Here is a 22,746-nt window from a genome sequence, read left to right on the forward strand (position 1 = left end):
CCCCTGCCTGCCTTATATTCAAAGGTGATATCATTAAAGAATAAGTATTTAATTTAGAGTAGGGGAAGAATGGCAGAGAAGTCTGAGAAGCCAAGTAAGTTTGATGAATCAAAAAAAGATTCTCATAAAAAAGACTATGCCTATTCCCCTCGAGCACTTCGAACAATACTAAGTTCTTTAAAAAAGTACCGTTTTCTCGGCGTTTTAACGGCTGTTACTATTCTCGTTGAAGCTGCTATGCAAATTGAGATCCCTACAGTAATGTCAAATCTTATTGATTTTGGCATTATGTCACGTTCTCAAGAAGCTGTACAATATTATGGTTTGCAATTGCTCATTTTTGCTGCAATTGCAATGATTGCAGGCGTTATTTCTGGTATTTGTTGCGCTCATTCTAGTGCTGGTTTTGGTAAAAATTTGCGCCACAACATGTTTTCACGCTTGCAAAGTTTAAGTTTTTCTGATTTAGATAAGTTTTCTAGCGGCACTGTTGTTACGCGTATGACTAGCGATGTGTCAAATGTGCAATTTGCTTATCAAATGATTATTCGCTCTGGTGTTCGCAGCGTTATGATTATCATCACTGCTTGGTGGTTTACTTTTTCAATTAGCCCTGCTATCTCGTGGGTTTTTCTTTCATTCGTGCCTATTGTTGGTGCAATTGGCGCTTTTGGTGCGAGTATAGTTGCTCCAGCATTTTCTCGAATTTATCGAATGATTGACGAGATGAATAATCGAGTTGGCGAGAATTTACATAATATTCGCGTCGTAAAGTCTTATGTGCGTTCTGATTATGAAATAAGTCGTTTTACGCGTATTTCGCATAAAATCTATGATTATTTTATTAAAGCTGAGTATGTGTTAAATTGCAGTATTCCTTTGTTTAACTTATGTTTTTATTCTGGCATGCTGCTTATTGCGTGGTTGGCTTCGCACGAAATTGTGGCTTCTGGAAATAATCCTGTTTTTGGTTTAACAACAGGAAATCTTGCTGCTCTAGTTGTGTATGCTTTGCAAATTTTGTTTGCTTTAGCGAATTTAGTTGCAGTTTTTGTAATGTCGTTAACAGCTCGAGCTTCGATGCATCGTATTTCACATGTTTTGCAATCTCGAAATACTGAAGTTGTTTCCAAAAAGCCGCTTACAAAGCTTTCTGACGCTTCTGTGCGTTTTGAAAATGTTTCGTTACGCTATCCTCAATCAGATAATACAGATGAATCCACTCCAGCAGAACAGGAAATTTTACACGATATAAATATATCTATTCCTTCTGGAGCAACTGTTGGTGTCGTTGGCGCGACGGGATCTGGAAAATCAAGTTTAGTGCAATTAATTGCAAGACTTTATGACGTAACTTCTGGCACTCTTTTTGTAGGCGGAAAAGATATTCGCGATTATGATTCTTCTAGTTTGCGTGAAGAAGTTGGTTTTGTTCTACAAAAAAATATTTTGTTTAGTGGCACAATTGCAGAAAATCTTCGCTGGGGTAGAGCGGAAGCAAGCGATGATGACTTGCGTCAAGCTTGCGAAATTGCTTGTGCTGATGAGTTTATTAAAGATTTACCAGACGGCTACAATACGCATATTGACCAGGGTGGTAAGAATGTTTCCGGCGGTCAGCGACAGCGTTTGTGCATTGCGCGCGCACTTTTGAGGAAGCCGAAAATTTTAATCCTCGACGACTCGATGAGTGCGGTTGATATGAAAACGGATAGTAAAATTCGCGATGGCTTGAAAAAGTTCATGCCTGATTCTACGCAAATTATCGTTGCTCAGCGCATATCTTCAATCGAACATGCAGATATTATTGTTGTTCTTAACGATGGTCGTGTTGTTGCTAAAGGTTCGCATGATGAATTATTTAAATCTTGTGAAATTTACAGAAATATGGCGGTTTCTCAAGAAAAAAGTCGCATAACTAGCGCAACTAAAGAAGAAGGAGCTAAGTGAAAATGTCTAATAATAAAACTGCTCACTCTTCTAAAAAAGATTCAGCTATTAGTTGGAAAACTCTTAGCAGACTTGCCTCTTATGTGCTTGTGTATCGAGTTAAAATTTGCGTAATTATTGCATCAATAATAGTTAGCGCAATTGTGCAAGCTGCAAGCGCAGTGTTTTTGCAATCTCTTGTTGACTCGTATATTCTTCCGCTTGTCGGTAAACATAATCAGGATTGGATGCCTCTTGTTCGCATGATTATTCTGATGGCAAGTGTTTACGCTGTCGGCGTGTTTTGTTCTTGGCTTTGGAGCAGGCTTGTTGCGAATATATCCGAAAGTGTTATGCGTGATTTGCGAGACTCGATGTTTAAGCATCAGCAGAAGCTTTCATTGCGTTACTTAGATTCTCAAGGTTACGGCGATATTATGAGCCGTTATACAAACGATACTGAGGTTCTTCGTAGCGCAATTTCGTGGGCTTTTCCGGACTCTTTTTCTGCACTAATGTCAATTTTGGCAGCGTTTATATCTATTATGTGCCTATCTATTCCGGTTGCAGTTTTTGTAGCTATATTTACTGCAATATTGCTTTATTTAGTGCGTTTTATGCTAAAGAAATCTGGCAGTTTATTTGAGCAATTCCAGCATGCATTAGGCGAGTTAAATGAGTTTATTGAAGAATCTGCAACTGGCAGCAAAGTAATTAAAATTTTTAATCATGAAGCAGATTCTATTGAAAAATTAGATAATTGCATAGAAAAAGTGCAAAAAATTTCTGCAAGTGCGAATTCTTATGCAAATAACGTAATGCCTGTTATTAGTAATGCAAGCTATTTGCTTTATGTATTAATTGCTTTACTCGGTGCGTGGGCTGCTTCAGCTGGTCTACCAACGCTGGGATTAGCTGGATCTAGTACTCTTACATTGGGTACGCTTATATCTTTGCTGGCACTTTCGCGCGCATTTATTAATCCTATTGGCGAAATTACAATGCAAGCTAATGCACTTATGATGGCTCTTGCAGGAGCTTCTCGTATTTTTGAGTTACTTGATGAAAAGCCAGAACTTGATTCTGGCAGTGTGCAATTAGTTAAAGTGCGTGTACTTCAGTCTGCTGAAGATCTTGAAGAAAAATCAGCATTTGATGTGCTTGAAGAAGTAGACGAAAAATCTGAAGGAAACAATATTTATTGGGCTTGGAAAAGGTCAAAGCAAGATAATGGCACTAAAGCTAATAAGCGCGCTCAAAACTTAAGCGAAATGGCTCAAGAGATTGTGTGCCATGCAAAGCGAGATGCTCGCACTTCTAAAGATGGCCGCTATACTTTGCTTCGAGGTGACGTTCGCTTTACGGATGTTGTGTTTGGTTACAAAGAGGATCATCCAGTTTTACACGATATTACGTGGTTTGCAAAGCCTGGTCAAAAAGTTGCCCTTGTTGGAGCTACAGGTGCTGGAAAAACTACTATTGCTAACCTTCTTACGCGTTTTTACGACATCGATGATGGGCAAATTTTGTATGATGGCATTGACGTGCGCGATATTTGCAAAACGGATTTGCGTCACGCTATTGGCACTGTTTTGCAAGATGTGAATTTATTTACTGGCACAATAATGGACAATATTCGTTATGGAAATCTTGATGCTAGCGACGAAGATTGTATTCAAGCTGCAAAATTAGCTCATGCTGACGCGTTTATTTCTAATCTTCCTGACGGATACAATACGCAGCTTAACAATGGCGGTGAAGGGCTTTCTCAAGGCCAGAAACAGCTTATTTCTATTGCTCGTGCTGCAGCGGAAAATCCGCCTGTGCTAATTCTCGATGAAGCAACTTCATCGATTGACACGCATACTGAAGAATTGGTTCAGCATGGAATGGATTCTTTGATGGAAGGGCGCACTGTATTTGTAATCGCTCACAGACTCTCTACAGTGCGCAATTCTGATGTGATTATGGTGTTGGATCACGGTCGCATTATTGAACGCGGTTCGCATGAGGAATTATTGGCAAAACGTGGGGAGTATTATCAGCTTTGCACTGGAGCTGTTGAGCTTGAATAATAGCTTGATTTTGTGCCGCAACACGCCGAACACGCGCGGCACTTGCATTTTGCTAAGGATTCTGTAAGATAGTGACTCGGCTGTTCGAGAGAACAAAGCCACGGCCCCGTAGCTCAGTTGGTTAGAGCGCCGCCCTGTCACGGCGGAGGTCACCGGTTCAAGTCCGGCCGGGGTCGCGATTAATAGAATACCCGGTTCGCCGGGTTTTTTATTCGTCATGGCTCTGTAGCTCAGTTGGTAGAGCGAACGACTGAAAATCGTTAGGTCAGCGGATCGATCCCGCTCGGAGCCACAACAAAAAACGCGCGACACGATTTGTGCCGCGCGTTTTGTTTTATTCGCTAGTCAAGTTGCTTCCACGAATCAACATCAATATGATGTTCAGGGTTTGCCTGCCAAGCTGCCCAAGCAGATTCTACGATGTCCTTCACGTCGTAGCGAGCATGCCAACCCATTTCTTCGTTAATTCGCTTCGTGCTGCCAATAAGCTGTGGAGGATCTCCAGCTCTGCGATCAAGAACAGTTTCTTTAAATGGCAAACCGGTAACTCTGCGCACTTCGTCAACAATTTCGCGCACAGACGTACCCTTACCAGTTCCTACGTTAAAAGCGTCATACTTGCGTTCGTCGCGATCCAAATACGTAAGTGCTGCAATATGCGCGTCTGCTAAATCAGAAACGTGAATATAGTCGCGAATGCAAGTGCCATCAGCAGTAGGGTAGTCGTCGCCAAAAATAGCAGGTGCTTTTCCTCGCTGTAGTCTGTCAAGAAGCATAGGAATTAAGTTCAAAATCGCAGGATCTTCCAATTCCACCGGACCGCATCCAGCTACGTTGAAGTAACGCAGTGCGCAGAAGCGAATTCCGTATGTGTGCTCGCAAGCGCGTGCCATCCATTCGCCAAAAAGCTTGGTTTGACCATAAGGGTTAATTGGCAACATTGGCACAACATCTTCTGGTACAACTTCAACAGGAGGAACGCCATAAGTTGCTGCAGAAGAAGAAAATACGAGCTTCTTAACTCCGCTATCTTTCATGCCTTCAAGCACATTAAGCATGCCGTTAATATTCTGTTGATAATACCAAAGTGGCTTTTCTACGGACTCTCCAACTTGCTTTCTAGCAGCAAAGTGAATTACAGCATCAACATGCTCATCTTTCATAATTTGCGCAAGTCGCTTTCCTGCATCAGGAGAAGAGATATCCATACCATAAAGACGTGCGCCTTCAATTCTTGTAGGCTTTCCGTAGCTTAAATCGTCAACGACGACGACATTTTGCTTTGTTTCATGTAAGGCGTGCACTACGTGTGCTCCAATGTATCCGCATCCACCTGTAACAAGAACAGTCATTGTCGACCTTCCTTTTGAATAATATCAATACAATCAGTGAGATTATATCTCGTAAAACTGAAGTTTAATGATATGCATCTGTTGCATAACATCTGTTATTCTCGCATTTTGATTCTGCAGCGTATGCTTAACTTGAATGTGTTAGTTGTATTATTTTGTAAGGTGATGTTCGAATGATATTTGTTGCGTTATCTATATTACGTGTGATTATACGCGCTTATTTGATAATAATGATTATTCGAATGGTTGCAGATTGGTTATTTGTGCTTATTCCTCGTATGCGGCCTAGAGGTGTTTTTAATTTTCTAATACGGATTATTTATTTCATAACAGAGCCGCCATTACGAGTATTGCGTAAGTTTATTCCGCCAACTCGTTGCGGAAATATCAGTATTGACGTAAGTTATATGCTTTTATATTTTGCTTTATACGTTTTTCAAATTTGGTTATAAGTTATATTACAGCTTAATTATGTCGTTATTCAGTCGTGTGGATATCAGTGTGGTAGAGATTTGAGATTTTTCGCACAGATTGAATGTCTGCATGCTTATGAAGTTTTGCAGTTGCGCTCTGCAGACTCTGAGTACTTATTGCATAGAGAACACTAGCGTCCGTGCTGTTGCACACACTACATCAGACGCACCTACCGTACAACAGAACACTAGCGGCTTTATTAGTAGTGGGAGATAGGAATTGCTTGGTCGAGCAATATAAAAGCGGAACGATAGTAATAATCTTATTGACGAATACTATTTTTGAAAGAAAGTAAGTAAAAAACTAAACTTAACTACGCAACCGCTAAGTCTAAGTAAGGTATAAGAGCGGAGCGCTGCGAGACAAGTAATTCCTATCTCACACAGACACTTCAGAAATCCGCCAGCCAAACACCAGCCAAAACTCGCGCCACGTTAAAAAATTGTAAAATAAACCAATAGATGAGTTTATGGTTTTAAGAGCGTAATTTTTATAAAAGCGGCGTTTTGTTACATAAATTTTTGTATTAACCGCACTAATTTTCTGCGGACGTGATAGCATCGAATAGATATATATCAAAGGGCTATGCCCAAAAAGCGAGGTGTAAAGCATATGACTCTGTTGACGCCTAAGGACATTCGAGAGCATACCTTCCAAATTGTACGTTTTAAGGGAGGTTATGACGTTGACGAGGTCGACGAGTTTCTCGATCAGGTTACAGAAACAATAGAAGCACTCGGTCAGCAGGCAGTGCAGGGCCTAGGAGCTTCCACGCAATCTCTTGGCCGTGATGTTGCGGGTTTGAATACGAAGATTGCTGAGTTAACTTCTAAGGTAGAATCCTTAACTAAAGAAAATGAGGCATTGCGTAATGCTTCTAAGAAGCAGGGCGAATCAAATGAAGCTGCTTCTCAACTTGAAGCTACTGCAACTAAGTTGCGTGAAGCTGAAGAAAGTAATCGTGCTTTGACTGCTCAAAACCAGCAGTTGAAGGAACAGTTAGATGGTTTGGGTGCGCAGGTAGATCAGTTAACTGCTCAAACTGCTCAAGCAGACAATGCTAAGCAGGTTCAAAAAGAGCTTGAAACTGTTACTCGTGAGCGTGACGACTTCCGTGCAAGCAGTGAAAACTTGGGTCGCGAGCTTGAAACTGTTCGCCAGCAGCTTGTTGTCACTCAGCAAGAAAACACTAAGGTTGAGGAACTTTCCAAGCAGTTGGAAGAGTCCCGTCAGCGTGAAGAGCAGCTTCGAAAGCAGGTTGCTAAGATGGAGCCAAATACTGAAACTGGTAGCTTGCAAAAGATTGCTGGTGCTGGTGCAGAAGCACAAGGTTCTGAGCCAGAGCGTGCAACTGCAATGTTGACTCTTGCTATGCAATTGCATGATCAATATGTAGATAAGGGCAAGGCTAAGGCTCAACAAATTGTTGAAGAAAGCCAAGCTCGTTATAACGAAACTGTTGCTAAGGCAGATGAATATTCTGCACGCACTCGTTCTGAAGCTGAAGAATACAGCAAGCAGACTCATGCTGATGCTGACGATTACTCTACTCGTACTCGCGGCGATGCTGATTCTTATGCTGCTCGTGCTCACAATGAGGCTGACGCTTACTCTGGTAAGGTTCGTCAAGCTGCTGATGATTACTCTAAGCAGACGCACGATCAAGCTGACCAGTATGAAGCTGAAGTACAGCATCGTGCTGCAGACTATGATTCTACAACTCGTACAGCTGCTGATGCATATGCTCGTCAGGTACGTGAGAATCTTGAGAAGCAAACTCAAGTTATTGAAGGAAATATTCAGAGCCTCAAGCAATTTGAGACTGAATATCGTACTCGCTTGACTGATTTCCTTGGTCAGTTGGTTGCTCAAGTTTCTGATGAAAATACCTATGCTGCATTAGGCAACAAGCAGGGTGAAGAATCTGATAAGCAAGAGTAGTTTTTAGCAGTGCGTGACTGATATTTTAAAAATGTTGCGCACCGCACCGATGCTATTTGAATTACTAAAGATCGGATAAATATTGACGCATAGAGATGTGCGTGTGAAACGGCTACGTACTCGCGTAGCCGTTTTTGCACTGATTGTTTTTATTGGTGTTGTGCTAGATCGCATAACAAAACTTTGGGCTTTGGCGACGCTTAGTGACGGGAAAAACATTGAGCTTGTGCCGCACTTGCTTTCTTTAACTCTTGTACGAAATCCTGGAGCATCATTTGGTTTAGGTTCTTCTTTTACATGGGTTATTAGCGTATTAGCTTGTGCTGCTTGTGGTGCAATGATAGCTGCTGTTAAGCACACAAAATCTTTGTATTGGACTATTGCGTTTGCTCTAGCGTTTGCTGGAGCTTTTGGAAATCTCCTTGATAGAGCTCAATATGCTCAAGGTTTTTTGAATGGCAAAGTCGTAGATTTTATAAACTACGGTTGGTCTGTTGGCAACGTTGCAGATATTGAGCTTATGTTTGCAGGAATCGCAGTTGTATGCCTTATTTTGATTGGGATTCCTCTTTTAGAGCATGCCGATGAGTGATATTTGCTTTAAAGTTACAAGCCAATTTTCCGGCTGCAGATTTGACGTTTGCTTATCAAAGCTAATGGGAGTTTCGCGTGCAAATGCGATATCTCTTATTGAGCGTAACCAAGCGAAAATCTTAGGTAGAAAATCGCAAAAATCCTCCATTTTGCAAGATGGAGATACGATTGTTGTCGATCAAAAAGAAAGTGCAGAACGAAAAGAAGAGCAAAATAATAAATCTTCTGTATGTAATATTCCAATTATTTACAACGATGACGATGTTGTTGTAATAGATAAGCCTGTTGGAGTGGCGTCTCACGCAGCAAAAGGATGGACTGGGCCGACAGTTCCAGAATGCTTAGAAGCTGCTGGAATAGATATAAAAACAACGCTGTGCGATGAATCGCGCAAAGGAATCGTAAGCAGATTAGACGTTGGAACAAGCGGATTAATGCTAGTTTGCAAAACAGACTTTGCTTATGAAGCAATGAAAAATCAGTTTGCAAAGCATATCGTTAAAAAAACGTATCATGCGCTTGTTCAAGGAGATTTAGCGCAAGATAAAGCTACTATTGAGGCTCCTATTGGTCGTGCAAAAGTATCTGATTTTCGTTTTACTATTACTTCGGACGGCAAGCCTGCTGTTACGCACTGGGATGTGCTTGAGCGTTTTGGTCAAGCAACGTTAGTAAGCGTTAATTTGGAAACTGGTCGCACTCATCAAATACGCGTTCATTTTACTTCTATTGGTCACCCTTTGGTTGGGGATTCAATGTATGGAGCGAACCCAGTTTTGGCTCAAAAACTTGGGTTGCAACGTCAATGGTTGCATTCTATGGAACTTACTTTTACGCATCCGCGCACTGGTAAATCAGTGACAGTTAAGTCGCATTATCCTCTTGATTTGCAACACGCGTTAGAAGCTATGCGAGCATTATCAAAGTAACGTTTTTGCATTTTTCAGTCAACTTTCGCTTATAGAATATCTTTTATGACTCAGCCGGAAACCAACTTCGTACATTTGCACAATCACACGCACTATTCGCTTCTTGACGGTGCGTCGAAAATCCCTGATTTAGTTAATCGTGCTAAAGAGTTGGGCATGCCGGCTGTAGCTATTACGGATCATGGCAACATGCACGGCGCGTACGAAATGTGGAGTACGGCTGTAAAAGCTGGGATTAAGCCAATTATTGGCATAGAAGCGTATGTTACTCCTGAAACAGCAAGACAAGACAAAAGTCGCGTGCATTGGGGCACGGAAGATCAGCGTGCAGATGACGTTTCTGGTGGCGGTTTAATTACGCATATGACTTTGTGGGCGCAAAACGATACCGGCTTAACAAATCTTCTTAAAGCTTCGTCTGTGGCGAATCTTGAGGGTAGAGTTATGCGCTACCCGCGTATGGATAAAGACGTGCTTTCAACCTACTCAAAAGGTGTAATTGCGTCTTCAGGATGCCCTTCTGGAATTATCCAGACGCGTCTTCGCTTAGGTCAGTTCAAAGAAGCTTTACGAGCAGCTGGTGAGTTTCAAGATATTTTCGGGCGTGACAATTTCTTTATCGAGCTTATGAATCACGGGCTTTCTATTGAAACGCGCGTAACTAAAGACTTGCTTGAAATTGCGAAAAAGCTTAACGCTCCTCTTCTTGCAACGAACGATTTGCATTACGTTCATGAAGAAGATCGCGAAGCGCAAGATGCTATGCTTTGCATTAATTCCGGCTCGCGCTTGGACGATCCTGACCGTTTTAAGTTTGACGGTTCAGGATACTATTTGAAGTCCGCTGAGCAAATGCGTGAGCTTTTTAAAGAGTTTCCAGAAGCTTGCGACAATACGCTTGAGATTGCGCGTCGTTGCAATGTCATGTTCGACGACGGCGAAGATGGCGCTTTTATGCCGCAATTTGACTGCCCGGAAGGTTGGGATGAGACTTCGTTATTCCTTAAAAAAGTTGAGGAAGGTTTGGAGCGTCGTTACAATAACAACATTCCAATGGAAGTTTTAAAGCAGGCTGATTACGAGTGCGGCGTGATTTGCCAAATGCAATTCTGCGGATACTTTTTAGTTGTTGCAGATTATATTAATTGGGCTAAAGCGCATGGTGTAATGGTAGGTCCTGGTCGTGGTTCTGCTGCAGGCGCTATGGTTGCATACGCAATGGGCATTACTGAGCTTGATCCTATGAAACATGGTCTGATTTTTGAACGCTTCTTAAACCCGGAGCGCGTATCCTTGCCTGATATTGATGTTGATTTTGACCCGGATGGTCGAGCTAAAGTTCTTGAATACGTGGGCGAAAAATACGGTAGAGATAAAGTTGCTCAGTGCGTTATTTACGGAACTATTAAAACGAAGCAAGCTCTTAAAGATTCTGCGCGTATTATGGGCTACGAGTTTTCAGTAGGCGAAAAAATTACGAAAGTTCTTCCTCCTGCTAAAAACGGCAAAGATATGAGCTTGCACGACATTTTCGACGAAAAAAACAAGCGTTACGCTGAAGCGCGCGAGTTCCGCGAAATGTACGACACGGATCCAGATACTCATCGCATTACCGAAGAAGCTAAGGGCATTGAAGGTTTGATTCGTCAAACAGGTGTGCACGCTTGTGCAACAATCATGGGCTCGGAGCCAATTACAAACACTTCGCCGCTTTTAGAGCGCACTGATGGAACGATTACAACAACTTTTGAGTATCACACTTGTGAAACGCTCGGTCTTGTAAAAATGGACTTTTTGGGTCTTTCCAACTTGACTGTTATTCGCGATACTTTGCGAAATATCGAAAATAATGGGAAGGATCCGATTGATTATACGAAAATTCCGTTAGACGATAAAGCTACTTATCAACTGCTTTCCAGGGGGGACACTTTAGGCGTTTTCCAGCTTGATTCCGACGGTATGCGTGCGCTTCTACGTACTTTGAAACCGGATAATTTCAACGATATTTCGGCTTTGATTGCACTTTACAGGCCTGGTCCTATGGATATGGATTCGCACACGAATTATGCTAAGCGCAAGAACGGTTTGCAAGATATTATCCCTATTCATCCAGAAGTTGCTGAGCCGTTAAAGGAAGTTTTGGACGAAACTTACGGTTTGATTGTTTACCAGGAGCAGGTGCAGTCTGCAGCGCGTATTTTAGCAGGCTACAGTCTTGGTAAAGCAGACGTTTTGCGTCGAGCAATGGGCAAGAAAAAGCCGGAAGTTCTGGCAAAAGAGCAAGTGCCATTCTTTGAAGGTATGAAAGCTCACGGATATTCTGAAGAAGCTGCACAAGCTGTGTGGGATGTTTTGGTTCCGTTCTCTGGTTACGCGTTTAATAAAGCTCACTCTGCAGCTTACGGCTTGATTTCTTACTGGACGGCATACTTAAAAACGCATTATCCTGTGGAATTTATGGCAGCTTTGCTACAAAACGAGCGCACGAATAAAGACAAAACTGCACTGTACTTGGGCGAGGCAAGGCGCATGGGTATTCAAGTTTTGCAGCCTGATGTAAACGAGTCTGTTCTTGAGTATTCCGCAGTTGGAGATGTTGTGCGCTTTGGTTTGGGCGCTATTCGCAACGTTGGAGACAAAGCAGTAAACGATATTATTGCTGAGCGCGAAGGTGAGCGCGGACGTTTCGTAAACTTTATGGATTTTGTAAAGCGCGTGCCAATTACCGCACTAAACCGCCGACTAGTAGAATCGCTTATTAAAGCTGGAGCTTTTGATTCTATTGATTCAAATCGTCGTGCTCTATTTCAAATTTGTGATCCTGCGATTGATTCTGTGATTGCGCTTAAGCGTAAGCAGGCAGAAGGTCAGTTTGATTTATTTGCTGATTTTGATTCGTCTTCTGACTCGGATGACGACAATGGTATGGGAGATATGCAAATTACTGTACCTGATGTTGAAGAGTGGGATAAAAAGACAAAGCTTAATTTTGAGCGAGAAATGCTTGGATTGTACGTTTCTGACCATCCACTAAGTGGATTGTCTGCGGTTTTGGCAGATTTACGTGAGATGTCAATCGCTCAACTGATCGACAGAGCAAGAACTATGAGTGACGGTCAGCAAGTAACTATTGCAGGCCTAGTTACAAGCGTAGATAGGCGAGTGTCTCGAAAAGGTAACGCTTGGGCGATTGTCACTGTTGAAGACATGGAAAGTTCAATACAATGCATGTTCTTTGGCAAAGTGTACGAAGCTTCAGCGCAAGAACTCGCAATTGACCAGGTTGTGCGCATTCGCGGACAAGTTGAAGTGCGTGATGAAACTGTTTCAATGCGTGCTACAGAGTTTGAAATACCAACTCTCGAATCAGTTGATGAAAGACCTTTAACAGTTGTTATTCCTCGTAAAGTTCTAGATAAAGGTCATGTTGCGCAATTAAGTGACATTTTGAGCCGACACCCAGGCTGCTGTGAAGTGCGCTTGGCTCTTGTCGATGATACTGGCAAGGCGCAAGTTCTTACTTTTGGAGATCGTTTCCGTGTAAAGCGAGATACTTCTTTGTTTGCTGAAATGAAAATTGTTTTTGGATCTAGTTGTTTGCCTAGCGCGTAGAAAATATGCACTACTGATTTGATAAAATATAAAACTAGGTATGCTTTAAGAAATTACATTGAAAGGGGAGGAAACGACGAATATGTTAAACAACGGTGACGAGCACAATAATGACGACAAGCACAATAATGACGATTCTGTGCGCACTTCTTTTACTGATGCGGAATTAGATAATGCGCTCGCAGGATTTGAACGTGAATTTAAAGAAGAATCGCAAGAAAATTTAAATAGCGAAAATTTAGAAAATAACCAAAAAAGCGACGATAATCAAGAAAATGATTTTCTTGATCAAGCTATGCGCAATATTGAAGAAGCTAATTTTGAAGAAGACTTGCAAGGTCTGCTTGGAAATAAAGCAAAAGTTGCGTTAATGGTTACGTATGTGCAGCCTGCGCAGTTGCTGGCTGCTTTTTGCAAAATGGCTAGCGTTTCAGCACAATGCTTCGATGAAGAACAAGGTGCTGTTGCAGTATTAAAAAATTTGGACGGCAATGAGCCGGAAGAAGCTGTGCAAAAATTTGTTGATTTCTTCCGTGGAATGGATGTTATGCTCATTACAAATAGAGCTGATAAATTAAATGCAAAAGTTTACGAATATAATTGCGAACCGCAAGAAATAGTTGCTCCTATGGCGTTAGCTGTGTGGTCGCGTGCAGTAGAAGATTTAGCTATTGGCATGGAAACAGTTGAAACTATTGCGAAACAAAATATAGAAATTTTCAATAGTGACGATTTAAGCGATGCAAACGCGTACGAGTTATTTCAAAAATATGGCAAAAGAAAGTAAAAATAATTAAGTAATTAATTGTCATATTAAATTGAAGAAGTTATGCCGGAAAGTAGAAATTTCATTACAATTACGTAAATTCATTGAATATAAGCTCAACATATGAAGCGTAATGCGAAATAATACACTACAATTGCATGTGAATATGCATATGTTCGTGGCTATGCATGCAACCGGATGATACCCAAGGGGCTTATTATGGATCGACAACAAGAGTTTGCTCTGCGTACTGTTGAAGAGCGAGACGTGCGTTTTATTCGACTCTGGTTTACGGACGTCTTAGGTACACTTAAATCCGTTGCTATTGCCCCTGCTGAATTAGAAGCAGCTTTTGAAGAGGGAATAGGATTCGACGGCTCAGCAATAGAAGGCATGACTCGCGTCTTAGAAGACGATATGATCGTGAAGCCGGATCCGTCGACATTCCAGATTCTTCCATGGCATGGAGGTCCGGAAGGCACAGCGCGCATGTTCTGCGATGTGCTAACTCCAGACGGAGAGCCTTCACTGGGAGACCCTCGTCATGTTTTAAAGACTGCGCTCGCAAAAGCGAAAGAAAAAGGATTTACTTTCTACGTGCATCCGGAAATTGAGTTTTATTTGTTTGAAGCTCAGGATGATTGGTCTAAAACTCCTGTTCCTATTGATGAGGGTGGATATTTTGACCACGTTCCTAGAAGTTCGGCTATGGATTTCCGTCGTAGCGCAGTTAGTATGCTTGAACAAATGGGTATTTCTGTAGAATACTCGCATCATGAGGGCGGTCCTGGTCAAAACGAAATTGACTTGCGTTATGCAGATGCTCTTACTACCGCGGACAATATTATGACTTTCCGCACTGTAGTTAAGGAAATTTCTCTTGAGCGCGGAATGTATGCAAGCTTTATGCCAAAGCCTTTAACTGATCAGCCTGGCTCGGGTATGCATACTCATTTGAGTTTGTTTGAAGGTGATATGAACGCTTTCTATGAAGCTGGTCAAGAATTTAATATGTCGCTTATTGCGCGTCAATTTGCGGCTGGTATTTTGCATCATGCTTCAGAAATTTGCGCTGTAACTGATCAATATGTGAACTCTTATAAGCGTTTGTGGGGTGGTGCGGAAGCTCCTAGCTATGTTTGCTGGGGTCATAGCAACCGTTCTGCACTTCTGCGTGTGCCGCAATACAAGCCTGGTAAAGGTAATTCTTGCCGAATGGAATTCCGCGCGCTAGATCCTGTAGCGAATCCGTATCTTGCTTACTCTGTGCTTCTTGCTGCTGGCTTGGATGGTATTGATAAGCAAATGACTTTGTGCGATCCAACTAGCGACGATGTGTGGGAGCTTACTGATGCTGAGCGTCAAGCAATGGGTATTCAGCCACTTCCTGAATCTTTGGATGAAGCTTTGAAGATTATGGAGCGCTCGGACTTTGTGGCAAGCGTATTAGGCGAGCATGCTTTTGAGTATTTCTTGCGTAATAAGCACCAGGAATGGGAAGAGTACCGCCGACAGGTTACGCCTTTCGAGCTGGAGAAGTATTTGCCGCGTTTGTAGCTATAATCACTTTTGCGCTTTTTGTCGCTTAGAGACCCTCATGCAGTAACTGTAATGCGTGAGGGTCTTTTGTTTGCTGTTTTGGGACACTGCTGCAGATTGCTTACTGCGTTAGTAACGAATATTGACGGTTTATCGTTATTTGCGCAGTACGCTTACTGCGTTAGTAACGAATATTGACGGTTTATCGTTATTTGCGCAGTACGCTTACTGCGTTAGTAACGACCTGCTTGAGCGCTGCGTGCGTGTCTTTCGTTTTTATTGGTGATTTGCTTCAAAAAAATCAAAAATTTTGTAAAAAAGTGGGGATTTTTGGGGAGGAATGGGGTAAAATGGTGAGCAACGTGTAAATGGCATAGTACATGTTGAATTAAGGAGGTGGAGTATGGCACGTCGTGATGCTAATAAGCAACCGCGCAATAGCGCCAATTCTTCCTCTGAGCATTCCATAAATCAGGCTCAACAAGTTGCTGATTCAAATGTTTCTCAGCAATCGCAGATGCCACTGCAAATGCAAGATTCACAAGTGCCTCAGCAACAATACGTTCAGCCTGTTCAACCTGTACAATCTAAGCAGTCGATTCAGGGGTATTATGGTATGCCTTCAACTGTTATGCCAGCAATGCAGCAATATATGCCAGCACCGGTTTTCACCTCCACTCCGTCCGGCGCTGCTGATTCGTCTGCACAAGCTGCAGCTATGCCAGTTGCACCTTTTTATGCTTCTCAATATCAAGAAGCTGTGTCAACTCATCCAGCAACACCTATTTTGTTAGGCACTTATACTCCGAAAATTGACGATAAAGGTCGTGTTGCTCTTCCTGCAAAATTCCGTTCTCAGCTCGGAACTGGTTTTGTTATGGCTCGCGGTCAGGAGCATTGTGTTTACGTGCTGCCTATGGTTGAGTTCCAGCGTATGACAACGCAAATTCAGCGCACATCTATGAGCAATAAATCAGCTCGTGATTATCTTCGCGTATTCCTTTCTGGTGCTGTTGATGAAGAGCCGGATAAGCAAGGACGCATTGTTGTGCCGCCAATGTTAAGGGATTACGCCAATTTGGGCGATCAAATTGTTGTTATTGGTGTTGGTACGCGTGCAGAGATTTGGAATAAGTCTGCTTGGGAAGAGTATCTTGCCGATCGCGAGCAAGGTTATGCGGATATTGCTGACGATGTACTTCCGGCGGTGATGTGATGACTGATGCTATGAAAGACATTACAGCTATTCACGCACCGGTATTGTTGCAAGATTGTGTTGATTTAGTTACTCCTTCTTTGCAACACAAAGGTGCAATAGTAGTAGATTGCACTTTAGGTCTTGCCGGTCATGCGACTGCTTTTCTTAAAGCTGCGCCTTTTGCAACACTTATTGGTATTGATCGTGATGCTGAAGCACTTTCGTTAGCAACGCAAAGAATGCGCGGCGAAGGTCTCGAGAATCGTTTTATTCCTGCGCATGCAGCATTCGATGAGATTGATGAAGTGCTACGGGAAAACGGCATTGATTGTATTGATGCTGCTTTTATGGATTTGGGTCTTTCAAGTTTGCAAATTGACGAAACTGATCGCGGCTTCTCCTACTCTTGCAACACTGCTCTTGATATGCGTATGGATACTACGCAATCTACTACTGCGGCAACGATTTTAGCAACATATGATGCTCGCGAATTAACTAAGATTTTCCGCGAGTATGGCGAAGAGCGTTTTGCGTCTCTTATTGCGCGTCGAATTGTTGAAACTCGCGAAGACCAGCCTCTTTTAACTTCCCTACAGCTTGTTCGTTTAGTTGACGATGTGATTCCTAAGGCTCATCGCGCTACTGGAAATCCAGCTAAGCGCGTTTTCCAGGCTTTGCGTATTGAAGTAAATGGTGAGTTAGATAAGCTTCAGCGCACGCTTCCAAAGATTGCTTTGCATCTTCGTGAACATGGCCGTCTTGTAGTTGAGTCTTACCATTCTTTGGAAGACACAACTGTTAAGCGCTTTATGAATAAGGGCTTAACTGTTGACGTTCCAGCGAATATGCCTGTTATTCCTGAAGATGCTCAGCCTTTCTTTAAGTCTCTTACAAGAGGCGCAATGAAAGCATCTAAAGAGGAGATTGAGCATAATACTCGCTCTTCCTCAGTTCGTTTGCGCGCTGTTGAATTGTGTCGTCCTATTCCTAATCGTTGGCTTAATAGGCTTAAAGATGAAGCTTATGGCTTAGAGCCTCGTAAAGGAGGCCGATAAAAATGGTATTGAATACTAAAAATCGCGTATTGCGTTCGGCTTCTTCTACTTCCGCTCCTGCAGGTCGTGTTAAGGATTCGTCAACTCGTAAAGATTATTCGCGAAATTCCTCCACAGCAGTATTTGGTGCTGCTAAGCGTCAAACTTCCGTTGTTCTTAATCGCTTGCAGAAAGTTATGAACTGGAGTAATACGCGCAAAGTTCCAATCATAAATTTCATGATTATTGTGATTTTCATGGTTGTGACTTTGTCTACTTCGCTTATGCTTCGTACGCAAATGGCTGAGCTTTCTTTTGAGCAGACTGCTACGCAATCTCGTATTTCACGCTTGCGTCAAGATGTTGAGGCTAAGCAAGCAAAGCTCGATACTTTGGATGCTGAGCTTCCTTCGAAAGCGCAACGCATGGGGATGATACCGCAGCAAGGTTCTATTGCGATTGATTTAAGTGATTATGCGGCTAAACGAAAGCATAATCAAAAGAACAAAAAAGAAGTTCCAAAAAATAATAATTCGCAAAATAATACGCAGGATAAAGCTAAAAACAAAACTAAAAATAAACCTAAAAACAAAACTAAAGAACAGCAACAAAAACAACAGTCACAACAAACAAAACAGGAGAAACATTGATGCGCCACATTTTTAAACAACGTTTCGCCAAAGAACAAAACTTTGTTCGTAAATGCGCTGTTATTGCTATAGTTTTCGCTTTCATAGGCATTTGTGCCGTTGTAAAGCTTAGCTATATTCAGCTAATTAACGCACGTTCTACTGCACAGGCAGCTCAAGCAGAACGCAGTAGAGTGCGCCCAATTCTTGCTCGTCGTGGCAAAATTTTGGATTCCAATGGTGCTGTTCTTGCACAAAGCGTTGAGAGATTCAATATTATTGGAGACCCTCTTAACGCTCAGGCTTTTAAGCCTACGCCATGCACTAAGCAGACTGAAAATAATTGCCATATGCTAAATGGTAAACCGGTAGAGGGCACGGGCGCTGTGGCGGTTGCTCGTTTGCTAGCTCCGATTCTTCACATGAGTTCTGTAGAGCTTGGCGGAAAATTAGCTGGCGTTGGTCGTTACGTTTTGTTGAAGCGTAACGTAACTCCTGCAGTTAAGCGCGCTATTGACAATCTTAATCTTTCCGGATGCATTTATGCAGAAAATAGTAGTGAGCGCGTGTATTCTAGCGGTCCAATTCTTGGTTCTGTAATTGGCGCAGTTTCAAATGCAGATGAAGTTAATCGTAAAGACTTAAAGAATCGCAAGGGCGAAGTTGGTGTTTCTGGACTTGAGCTAACTCATGACTCCACCTTAAACGGTGTAGACGGCTACCAGCGTTACCAAGGTAATAATGTTGGAAATGAGAAGATTCCAGGAACTGTAACAGAATCTAAACCTGCTGTAAACGGCAGTGATATTAAGCTTACGATTGATAGCGATGTTGATTGGTATGTTAAGAAGGTTCTTCTTGACGGAAAGAAACAATATCGTGCAGCATGGGGTGTTGCAGTAGTTCAGGATGTTCGAACTGGCGAAATTCTTGCTTTGGAAGATACTGACGATATTAAAGCTGGTAGCACACAATCCAAAGTAAACGTGTCTCGTGCAGTAAGTCAAACCTTTGAACCAGGTTCTATTGGTAAGGCTTTTGCAATGGCTGGTATGTTGCAAACCGGCGCTCACAAGCTTAGCGATCAGTTTGCGGTTCCTAACAGCATTAATAAGAATGGTCAAACATATCATGATGCTGTTGATCATGGTGTTGAACATTGGACTTTGGCTGGTATTCTTGCTGAATCTTCAAACATTGGTATGGTTATGGCTGGCGAAAGGTATCCGTTAGATAAGCGCTACGAATATCTTTATAAGTTTGGTCTTGGTCAGTATACCGGATTGAATTTGCAGGGTGAATCTCGCGGTTTGCTTCCTAGCATGCAATCTTGGGATGGTCGTAAGAAAGATACTGTTCTCTTCGGCCAAGGTTATGCTGTGAACGCTTTGCAGCTTACTAATGCTATGGCAACTATTGCGAATAAAGGCGTGAAACTGCGTCAAACTTTGATTAAGTCTGTTATTGATTCTAATGGTCATGTAACTAAAGCTGGGCGTGCTCAAGGAACGCGAGTTATTGATGAGAATGTTGCAGCTCAAATGATGAACGCTCTTGAAAACTCAGGTGAGCATTATCACAGTTTCGCAGGTGTTGATGGTTACCGTGTTGCTGCAAAGAGTGGTACTGCAGAAGTTGCGGGACCTGATGGCCGTCTTAGCTCCACAATTAGCGACTGGTCTGGTGCTATTCCGGCGGATAATCCTCGATTCATCGTAACCGTTGTGCTAAAAGATCCGCAAGGCGTTTACGGTGGTATGACTTCAGGCCCATTGTTCAAGACAATCGGCGAATTCCTTATGCAAAAGTACGATGTTCCAACTTCTGCTGCACGCACGAACCCTGTTGCGGTAAATTGGTAATGAGCGCATTACAATGTTGTTTAATACTAAGTAGGGTGTGCAATGAATGTGGTTGATGAATATTCAAGAGTAAGAGTTACTTTAGGTTTTGCTGCAAAAAACTATGGTTTTGAAGTTGTTCCAGCGTTTGCATCTGAGGTAACTGTTACTTCTATTGCTCATGATGTGCGTCAAGTGCATCCTGGTTGCCTGTTTGTGCCGCTCGGCCACGTTGATCGTCGTCAACTTGAGGCTGCTAGAGATGCTGGAGCGTATGCTGCTCTAGTTCCACCGGAGTTTCGTAATGAAGCTGTGGATTTAGGAATACCGCTACTTGTATCTTCTGCTAATCCTGTTGCTCTTGGAAAGCTTGCTTGCGATATTAATTTCGATCCTTCTTCTTGCATCGCAACTTTTGCTGTTGCAGGTGACGATGATGATGAAATTCATGCTAATGTTTTGCGATTGGCAGACTTTTTACACATGCTTGGTAATCCTGTTGGCGTGATTAGTGACGCCGGTTCGTCTTCTTTGCAGCGTGAACTTTCGCTGGAATATCCGTTAAATATTGCTGATGTTCAGCATACTCTGTCAGTTTGTGCAGAAGATGGTGCTGCTGCAGTAGTTATTGCACTTAATTCTGCAACTTTAGCTAAGAACGCGTTACAATCCGTTAGTATTGATGTTCTTGGCGTTGAGCAAACTCAGAATGAAAGCAATTCTGGAGCAGAATCTGATTCTAAATCTAATTCTGAATCTGAAGATGAGACTGAATCTAAAGATGCGGTATCAAATGTGAAAGTTAGTGCAAAGACATCTTCTTCACCGCTTTACCCGGCATATGCAACCGGCATGAGTTTTTATGCGCTGCGTCAACGTTATGGTTTTTCTGGAAGAGAGCACGCTTATTGTGTTACTAGATCGGCTGAGTCTGACGAATTAGCTGAATTAGCGGATCAAATTGGTGGCAATGATGTGCAGCGGCATCTTTCATTATCTATTGCAATGGTGTTAGCTGCTGGTGTTCGTCGTGGGACTATTAAAAGTGCGCTTCGAGTTTCGCATGAATTGCACTGAATAGTGATGAAGCGCTGATTTCATTCGAGTTTTCAAATAAATTAATTGCGTGAGTTTTGTTTAAGAGCTTTTAATTATGTTGCTAATTTGGAGGATGTTATGAGTTGTGTTGAAACTTCGTGTGCCAGCAATGCTAAGAGTTTAGATCATGCCGATATGATGCCTATGAGCATAAGCGAAATTGCTAAAGCTGTTCATGGTGAAATACACGAGTTTAATAGTTGTGGCACAGATTTAGTTGCAAATTCCGTTTTTAGTGATTCTCGTCAAATTCGTAAAGGTTCTGTGTTCGTAGCTATAGTTGGTGAACATGTTGACGGTCATGATTATGTAAAGAATGCTGAAAAATCTGGAGCTGTTGTAGCTATTGTTGAACATGTTGTCGAAGGCACTAATCTCAATCAAATAGTTGTTAATAATTCTGTAGAAGCGCTGGGTTTGCTAGCTAAACATAATTTGGAACTTCGCCGCAATCTTAACAAACCTTTCACTATTATTGGTATTACTGGTTCCGTTGGCAAAACAACAACGAAAGATATGTTGAAGGCTTTGTTGAGCACGCTAGGCGAAACAGTTGCTCCTGTTGGATCTTTTAATAATAATATTGGTTTGCCTCTTACTGCTTTGCAAGTTGGCAGTAATACTCGATTTTTAATAGCAGAAATGGGTGCTAACCATGTTGGCGAAATTGCCAATTTAACTCATATTGCTCCTCCGGATCTCGCAATAGTGCTTAAAGTTGGTGTGGCTCATTTAGGTGAATTTGGCTCAGTTGAGCGAATTGCGCAAGCAAAAAGTGAGATTGTGCGTGGGCTTTTGCCACATGGCATAGCAGTATTAAATTCTGACGATAAGCGAGTTTCTGCAATGTCTTGTCTTGTAGAAAATAAGCATGTGCGCTGGTTTGGTAGAAATGCTAAAAATGGATTGCTGGAATCAGCTAGTAAAGATGACTACCAACTTTCAGCTAGCAATATAAAGTTAGATTCTTTTGGTAAAGCAGTTTTTACTATCACTGAACGCATTAATTCTTCTGATTTAGTGAATCATGTTGAGGCGCATCTTGATATACAAGGCGAGCATAATGTTATGAATGCGCTTGCAGCAGCAAATGTTGCAAGATATTTGGGAATGACTTTAGATGATATTGCTTCTGTGCTGTCTAAAGTTTCGCATATTAGCCCGCATCGCATGCAATTGAGTACAGTTTCGAAAAATGACGAGAAATTTACACTTATTGATGATTCCTTTAATGCAAATCCTGATTCTATGAAAGCAGGAATCGATGGTTTGTGCGCTTATGAAAATGATTCTTGTAGTGCATCTTCGAAACCCTTCCGTATAGCGGTTCTTGGTTCTATGTTGGAGCTTGGCAGCAACGAAGATGAATTGCACACAAATATTGGAGAATATGTGGCAAATTCGAGTGTCGATGCGGTTGTTGCTGTTGGTTCAAAAACTGACTCTGACTTAGATGAATTAGCTAACTGTATTGCTCAAGGTGCGCGTTCTTCTTGGAATAATAAACTACTTTCTTCTAATGATGCAGTCTACTTTGTACACAGTGCGGATGAGGCTGATGATATTGTTTGGAAAATTGTGGCCGAGCATCCGAGTAGTGTTGTGTTATTGAAAGGCTCTCATGCTTCAGGCTTGAGTGTGCTTGCTGAACATTGGGCAAATATTTAATTGCTCGATGCTCAATAATAAGTGTGAAATTAATAAATTAAGTATTATAGCAAACGGAACAGTAAAC

General features: G+C 42.1%; 16 protein-coding genes and 2 tRNA genes. 17 read left to right on the forward strand and 1 reads right to left on the reverse strand.

Annotated features, from left to right (window positions below; all coding sequences use genetic code 11):
- Nucleotides 1-69: 69 nt before the first annotated feature.
- The 4 genes from AC1EKT_RS00305 (at nt 70) to AC1EKT_RS00320 (ending at nt 4,296) form a co-directional block, all read left to right on the forward strand.
- Nucleotides 70-1,950: an ABC transporter ATP-binding protein gene (locus AC1EKT_RS00305; RefSeq protein ID WP_481615844.1), complete on the forward strand. Its 1,881-nt coding sequence runs from the start codon at nt 70-72 to the stop codon at nt 1,948-1,950.
- Between the two features lie 2 nt (nt 1,951-1,952).
- Nucleotides 1,953-4,004 (forward strand): ABC transporter ATP-binding protein, encoded by a 2,052-nt coding sequence (locus AC1EKT_RS00310; RefSeq protein ID WP_481615845.1) that lies wholly within the window; start codon nt 1,953-1,955, stop codon nt 4,002-4,004.
- 102 nt (nt 4,005-4,106) lie between these two features.
- Nucleotides 4,107-4,180 (forward strand) — tRNA-Asp (locus tag AC1EKT_RS00315).
- Nucleotides 4,181-4,223: 43 nt separating this feature from the next.
- Nucleotides 4,224-4,296: transfer RNA gene (locus tag AC1EKT_RS00320), tRNA-Phe, on the forward strand.
- A gap of 49 nt (nt 4,297-4,345) precedes the next feature.
- Here the strand turns inward: AC1EKT_RS00320 and galE are convergent.
- The gene (gene galE, locus AC1EKT_RS00325; RefSeq protein WP_004108540.1) at nt 4,346-5,356 is read right to left on the reverse strand and encodes a UDP-glucose 4-epimerase GalE; all 1,011 of its coding nucleotides are present in this window, start codon (nt 5,354-5,356) and stop codon (nt 4,346-4,348) included.
- Nucleotides 5,357-5,529: 173 nt separating this feature from the next.
- Between galE and AC1EKT_RS00330 the strand changes: the two genes are divergently transcribed.
- The 13 genes from AC1EKT_RS00330 to AC1EKT_RS00390 all read left to right on the forward strand — a co-directional run bounded on the left by AC1EKT_RS00330 (nt 5,530) and on the right by AC1EKT_RS00390 (nt 22,679).
- Nucleotides 5,530-5,808 (forward strand): YggT family protein, encoded by a 279-nt coding sequence (locus tag AC1EKT_RS00330; protein WP_481615846.1) that lies wholly within the window; start codon nt 5,530-5,532, stop codon nt 5,806-5,808.
- A 634-nt stretch (nt 5,809-6,442) separates the two neighbouring features.
- Nucleotides 6,443-7,771: a DivIVA domain-containing protein gene (locus tag AC1EKT_RS00335; RefSeq protein ID WP_415689545.1), complete on the forward strand. Its 1,329-nt coding sequence runs from the start codon at nt 6,443-6,445 to the stop codon at nt 7,769-7,771.
- A gap of 97 nt (nt 7,772-7,868) precedes the next feature.
- Complete coding sequence (locus AC1EKT_RS00340; RefSeq protein ID WP_415689547.1) at nt 7,869-8,363, forward strand: signal peptidase II; 495 nt, start codon at nt 7,869-7,871, stop codon at nt 8,361-8,363.
- Entirely contained in the window at nt 8,356-9,294 is a 939-nt protein-coding gene (locus tag AC1EKT_RS00345) for an RluA family pseudouridine synthase (RefSeq protein WP_415683751.1), read from the forward strand. The genes AC1EKT_RS00340 and AC1EKT_RS00345 overlap by 8 nt, the downstream gene beginning before the upstream one ends.
- Before the next feature lie 45 nt (nt 9,295-9,339).
- Nucleotides 9,340-12,906, forward strand: coding sequence for a DNA polymerase III subunit alpha (dnaE, locus tag AC1EKT_RS00350; protein ID WP_481615847.1), 3,567 nt, complete (start codon nt 9,340-9,342; stop codon nt 12,904-12,906).
- An 82-nt stretch (nt 12,907-12,988) separates the two neighbouring features.
- Entirely contained in the window at nt 12,989-13,693 is a 705-nt protein-coding gene (locus tag AC1EKT_RS00355; RefSeq protein ID WP_481615848.1) for a hypothetical protein, read from the forward strand.
- Between the two features lie 198 nt (nt 13,694-13,891).
- Nucleotides 13,892-15,229: a type I glutamate--ammonia ligase gene (gene glnA / locus AC1EKT_RS00360; RefSeq protein ID WP_481615849.1), complete on the forward strand. Its 1,338-nt coding sequence runs from the start codon at nt 13,892-13,894 to the stop codon at nt 15,227-15,229.
- A 385-nt stretch (nt 15,230-15,614) separates the two neighbouring features.
- Nucleotides 15,615-16,427 (forward strand): division/cell wall cluster transcriptional repressor MraZ, encoded by an 813-nt coding sequence (gene mraZ / locus AC1EKT_RS00365; RefSeq protein WP_481615850.1) that lies wholly within the window; start codon nt 15,615-15,617, stop codon nt 16,425-16,427.
- A gap of 11 nt (nt 16,428-16,438) precedes the next feature.
- Nucleotides 16,439-17,464 (forward strand): 16S rRNA (cytosine(1402)-N(4))-methyltransferase RsmH, encoded by a 1,026-nt coding sequence (gene rsmH, locus AC1EKT_RS00370; RefSeq protein WP_481615998.1) that lies wholly within the window; start codon nt 16,439-16,441, stop codon nt 17,462-17,464.
- Nucleotides 17,465-17,466: 2 nt separating this feature from the next.
- Entirely contained in the window at nt 17,467-18,093 is a 627-nt protein-coding gene (locus tag AC1EKT_RS00375) for a hypothetical protein (RefSeq protein ID WP_004136828.1), read from the forward strand.
- A complete protein-coding gene (locus AC1EKT_RS00380; RefSeq protein ID WP_415687438.1) occupies nt 18,093-19,934 on the forward strand; it encodes a peptidoglycan D,D-transpeptidase FtsI family protein in 1,842 nt (613 codons plus the stop codon). The genes AC1EKT_RS00375 and AC1EKT_RS00380 overlap by 1 nt, the downstream gene beginning before the upstream one ends.
- A gap of 42 nt (nt 19,935-19,976) precedes the next feature.
- Nucleotides 19,977-20,990 carry a UDP-N-acetylmuramyl peptide synthase gene (locus AC1EKT_RS00385; RefSeq protein WP_419399175.1) on the forward strand — a complete coding sequence of 338 codons (1,014 nt, stop codon included), beginning with the start codon at nt 19,977-19,979 and terminating at the stop codon, nt 20,988-20,990.
- 99 nt (nt 20,991-21,089) lie between these two features.
- Entirely contained in the window at nt 21,090-22,679 is a 1,590-nt protein-coding gene (locus AC1EKT_RS00390; protein WP_481615851.1) for a UDP-N-acetylmuramoyl-tripeptide--D-alanyl-D-alanine ligase, read from the forward strand.
- The last annotated feature ends 67 nt before the right edge of the window (nt 22,680-22,746 follow it).

The organism is Bifidobacterium sp. C0047B3, from assembly GCF_056590535.1.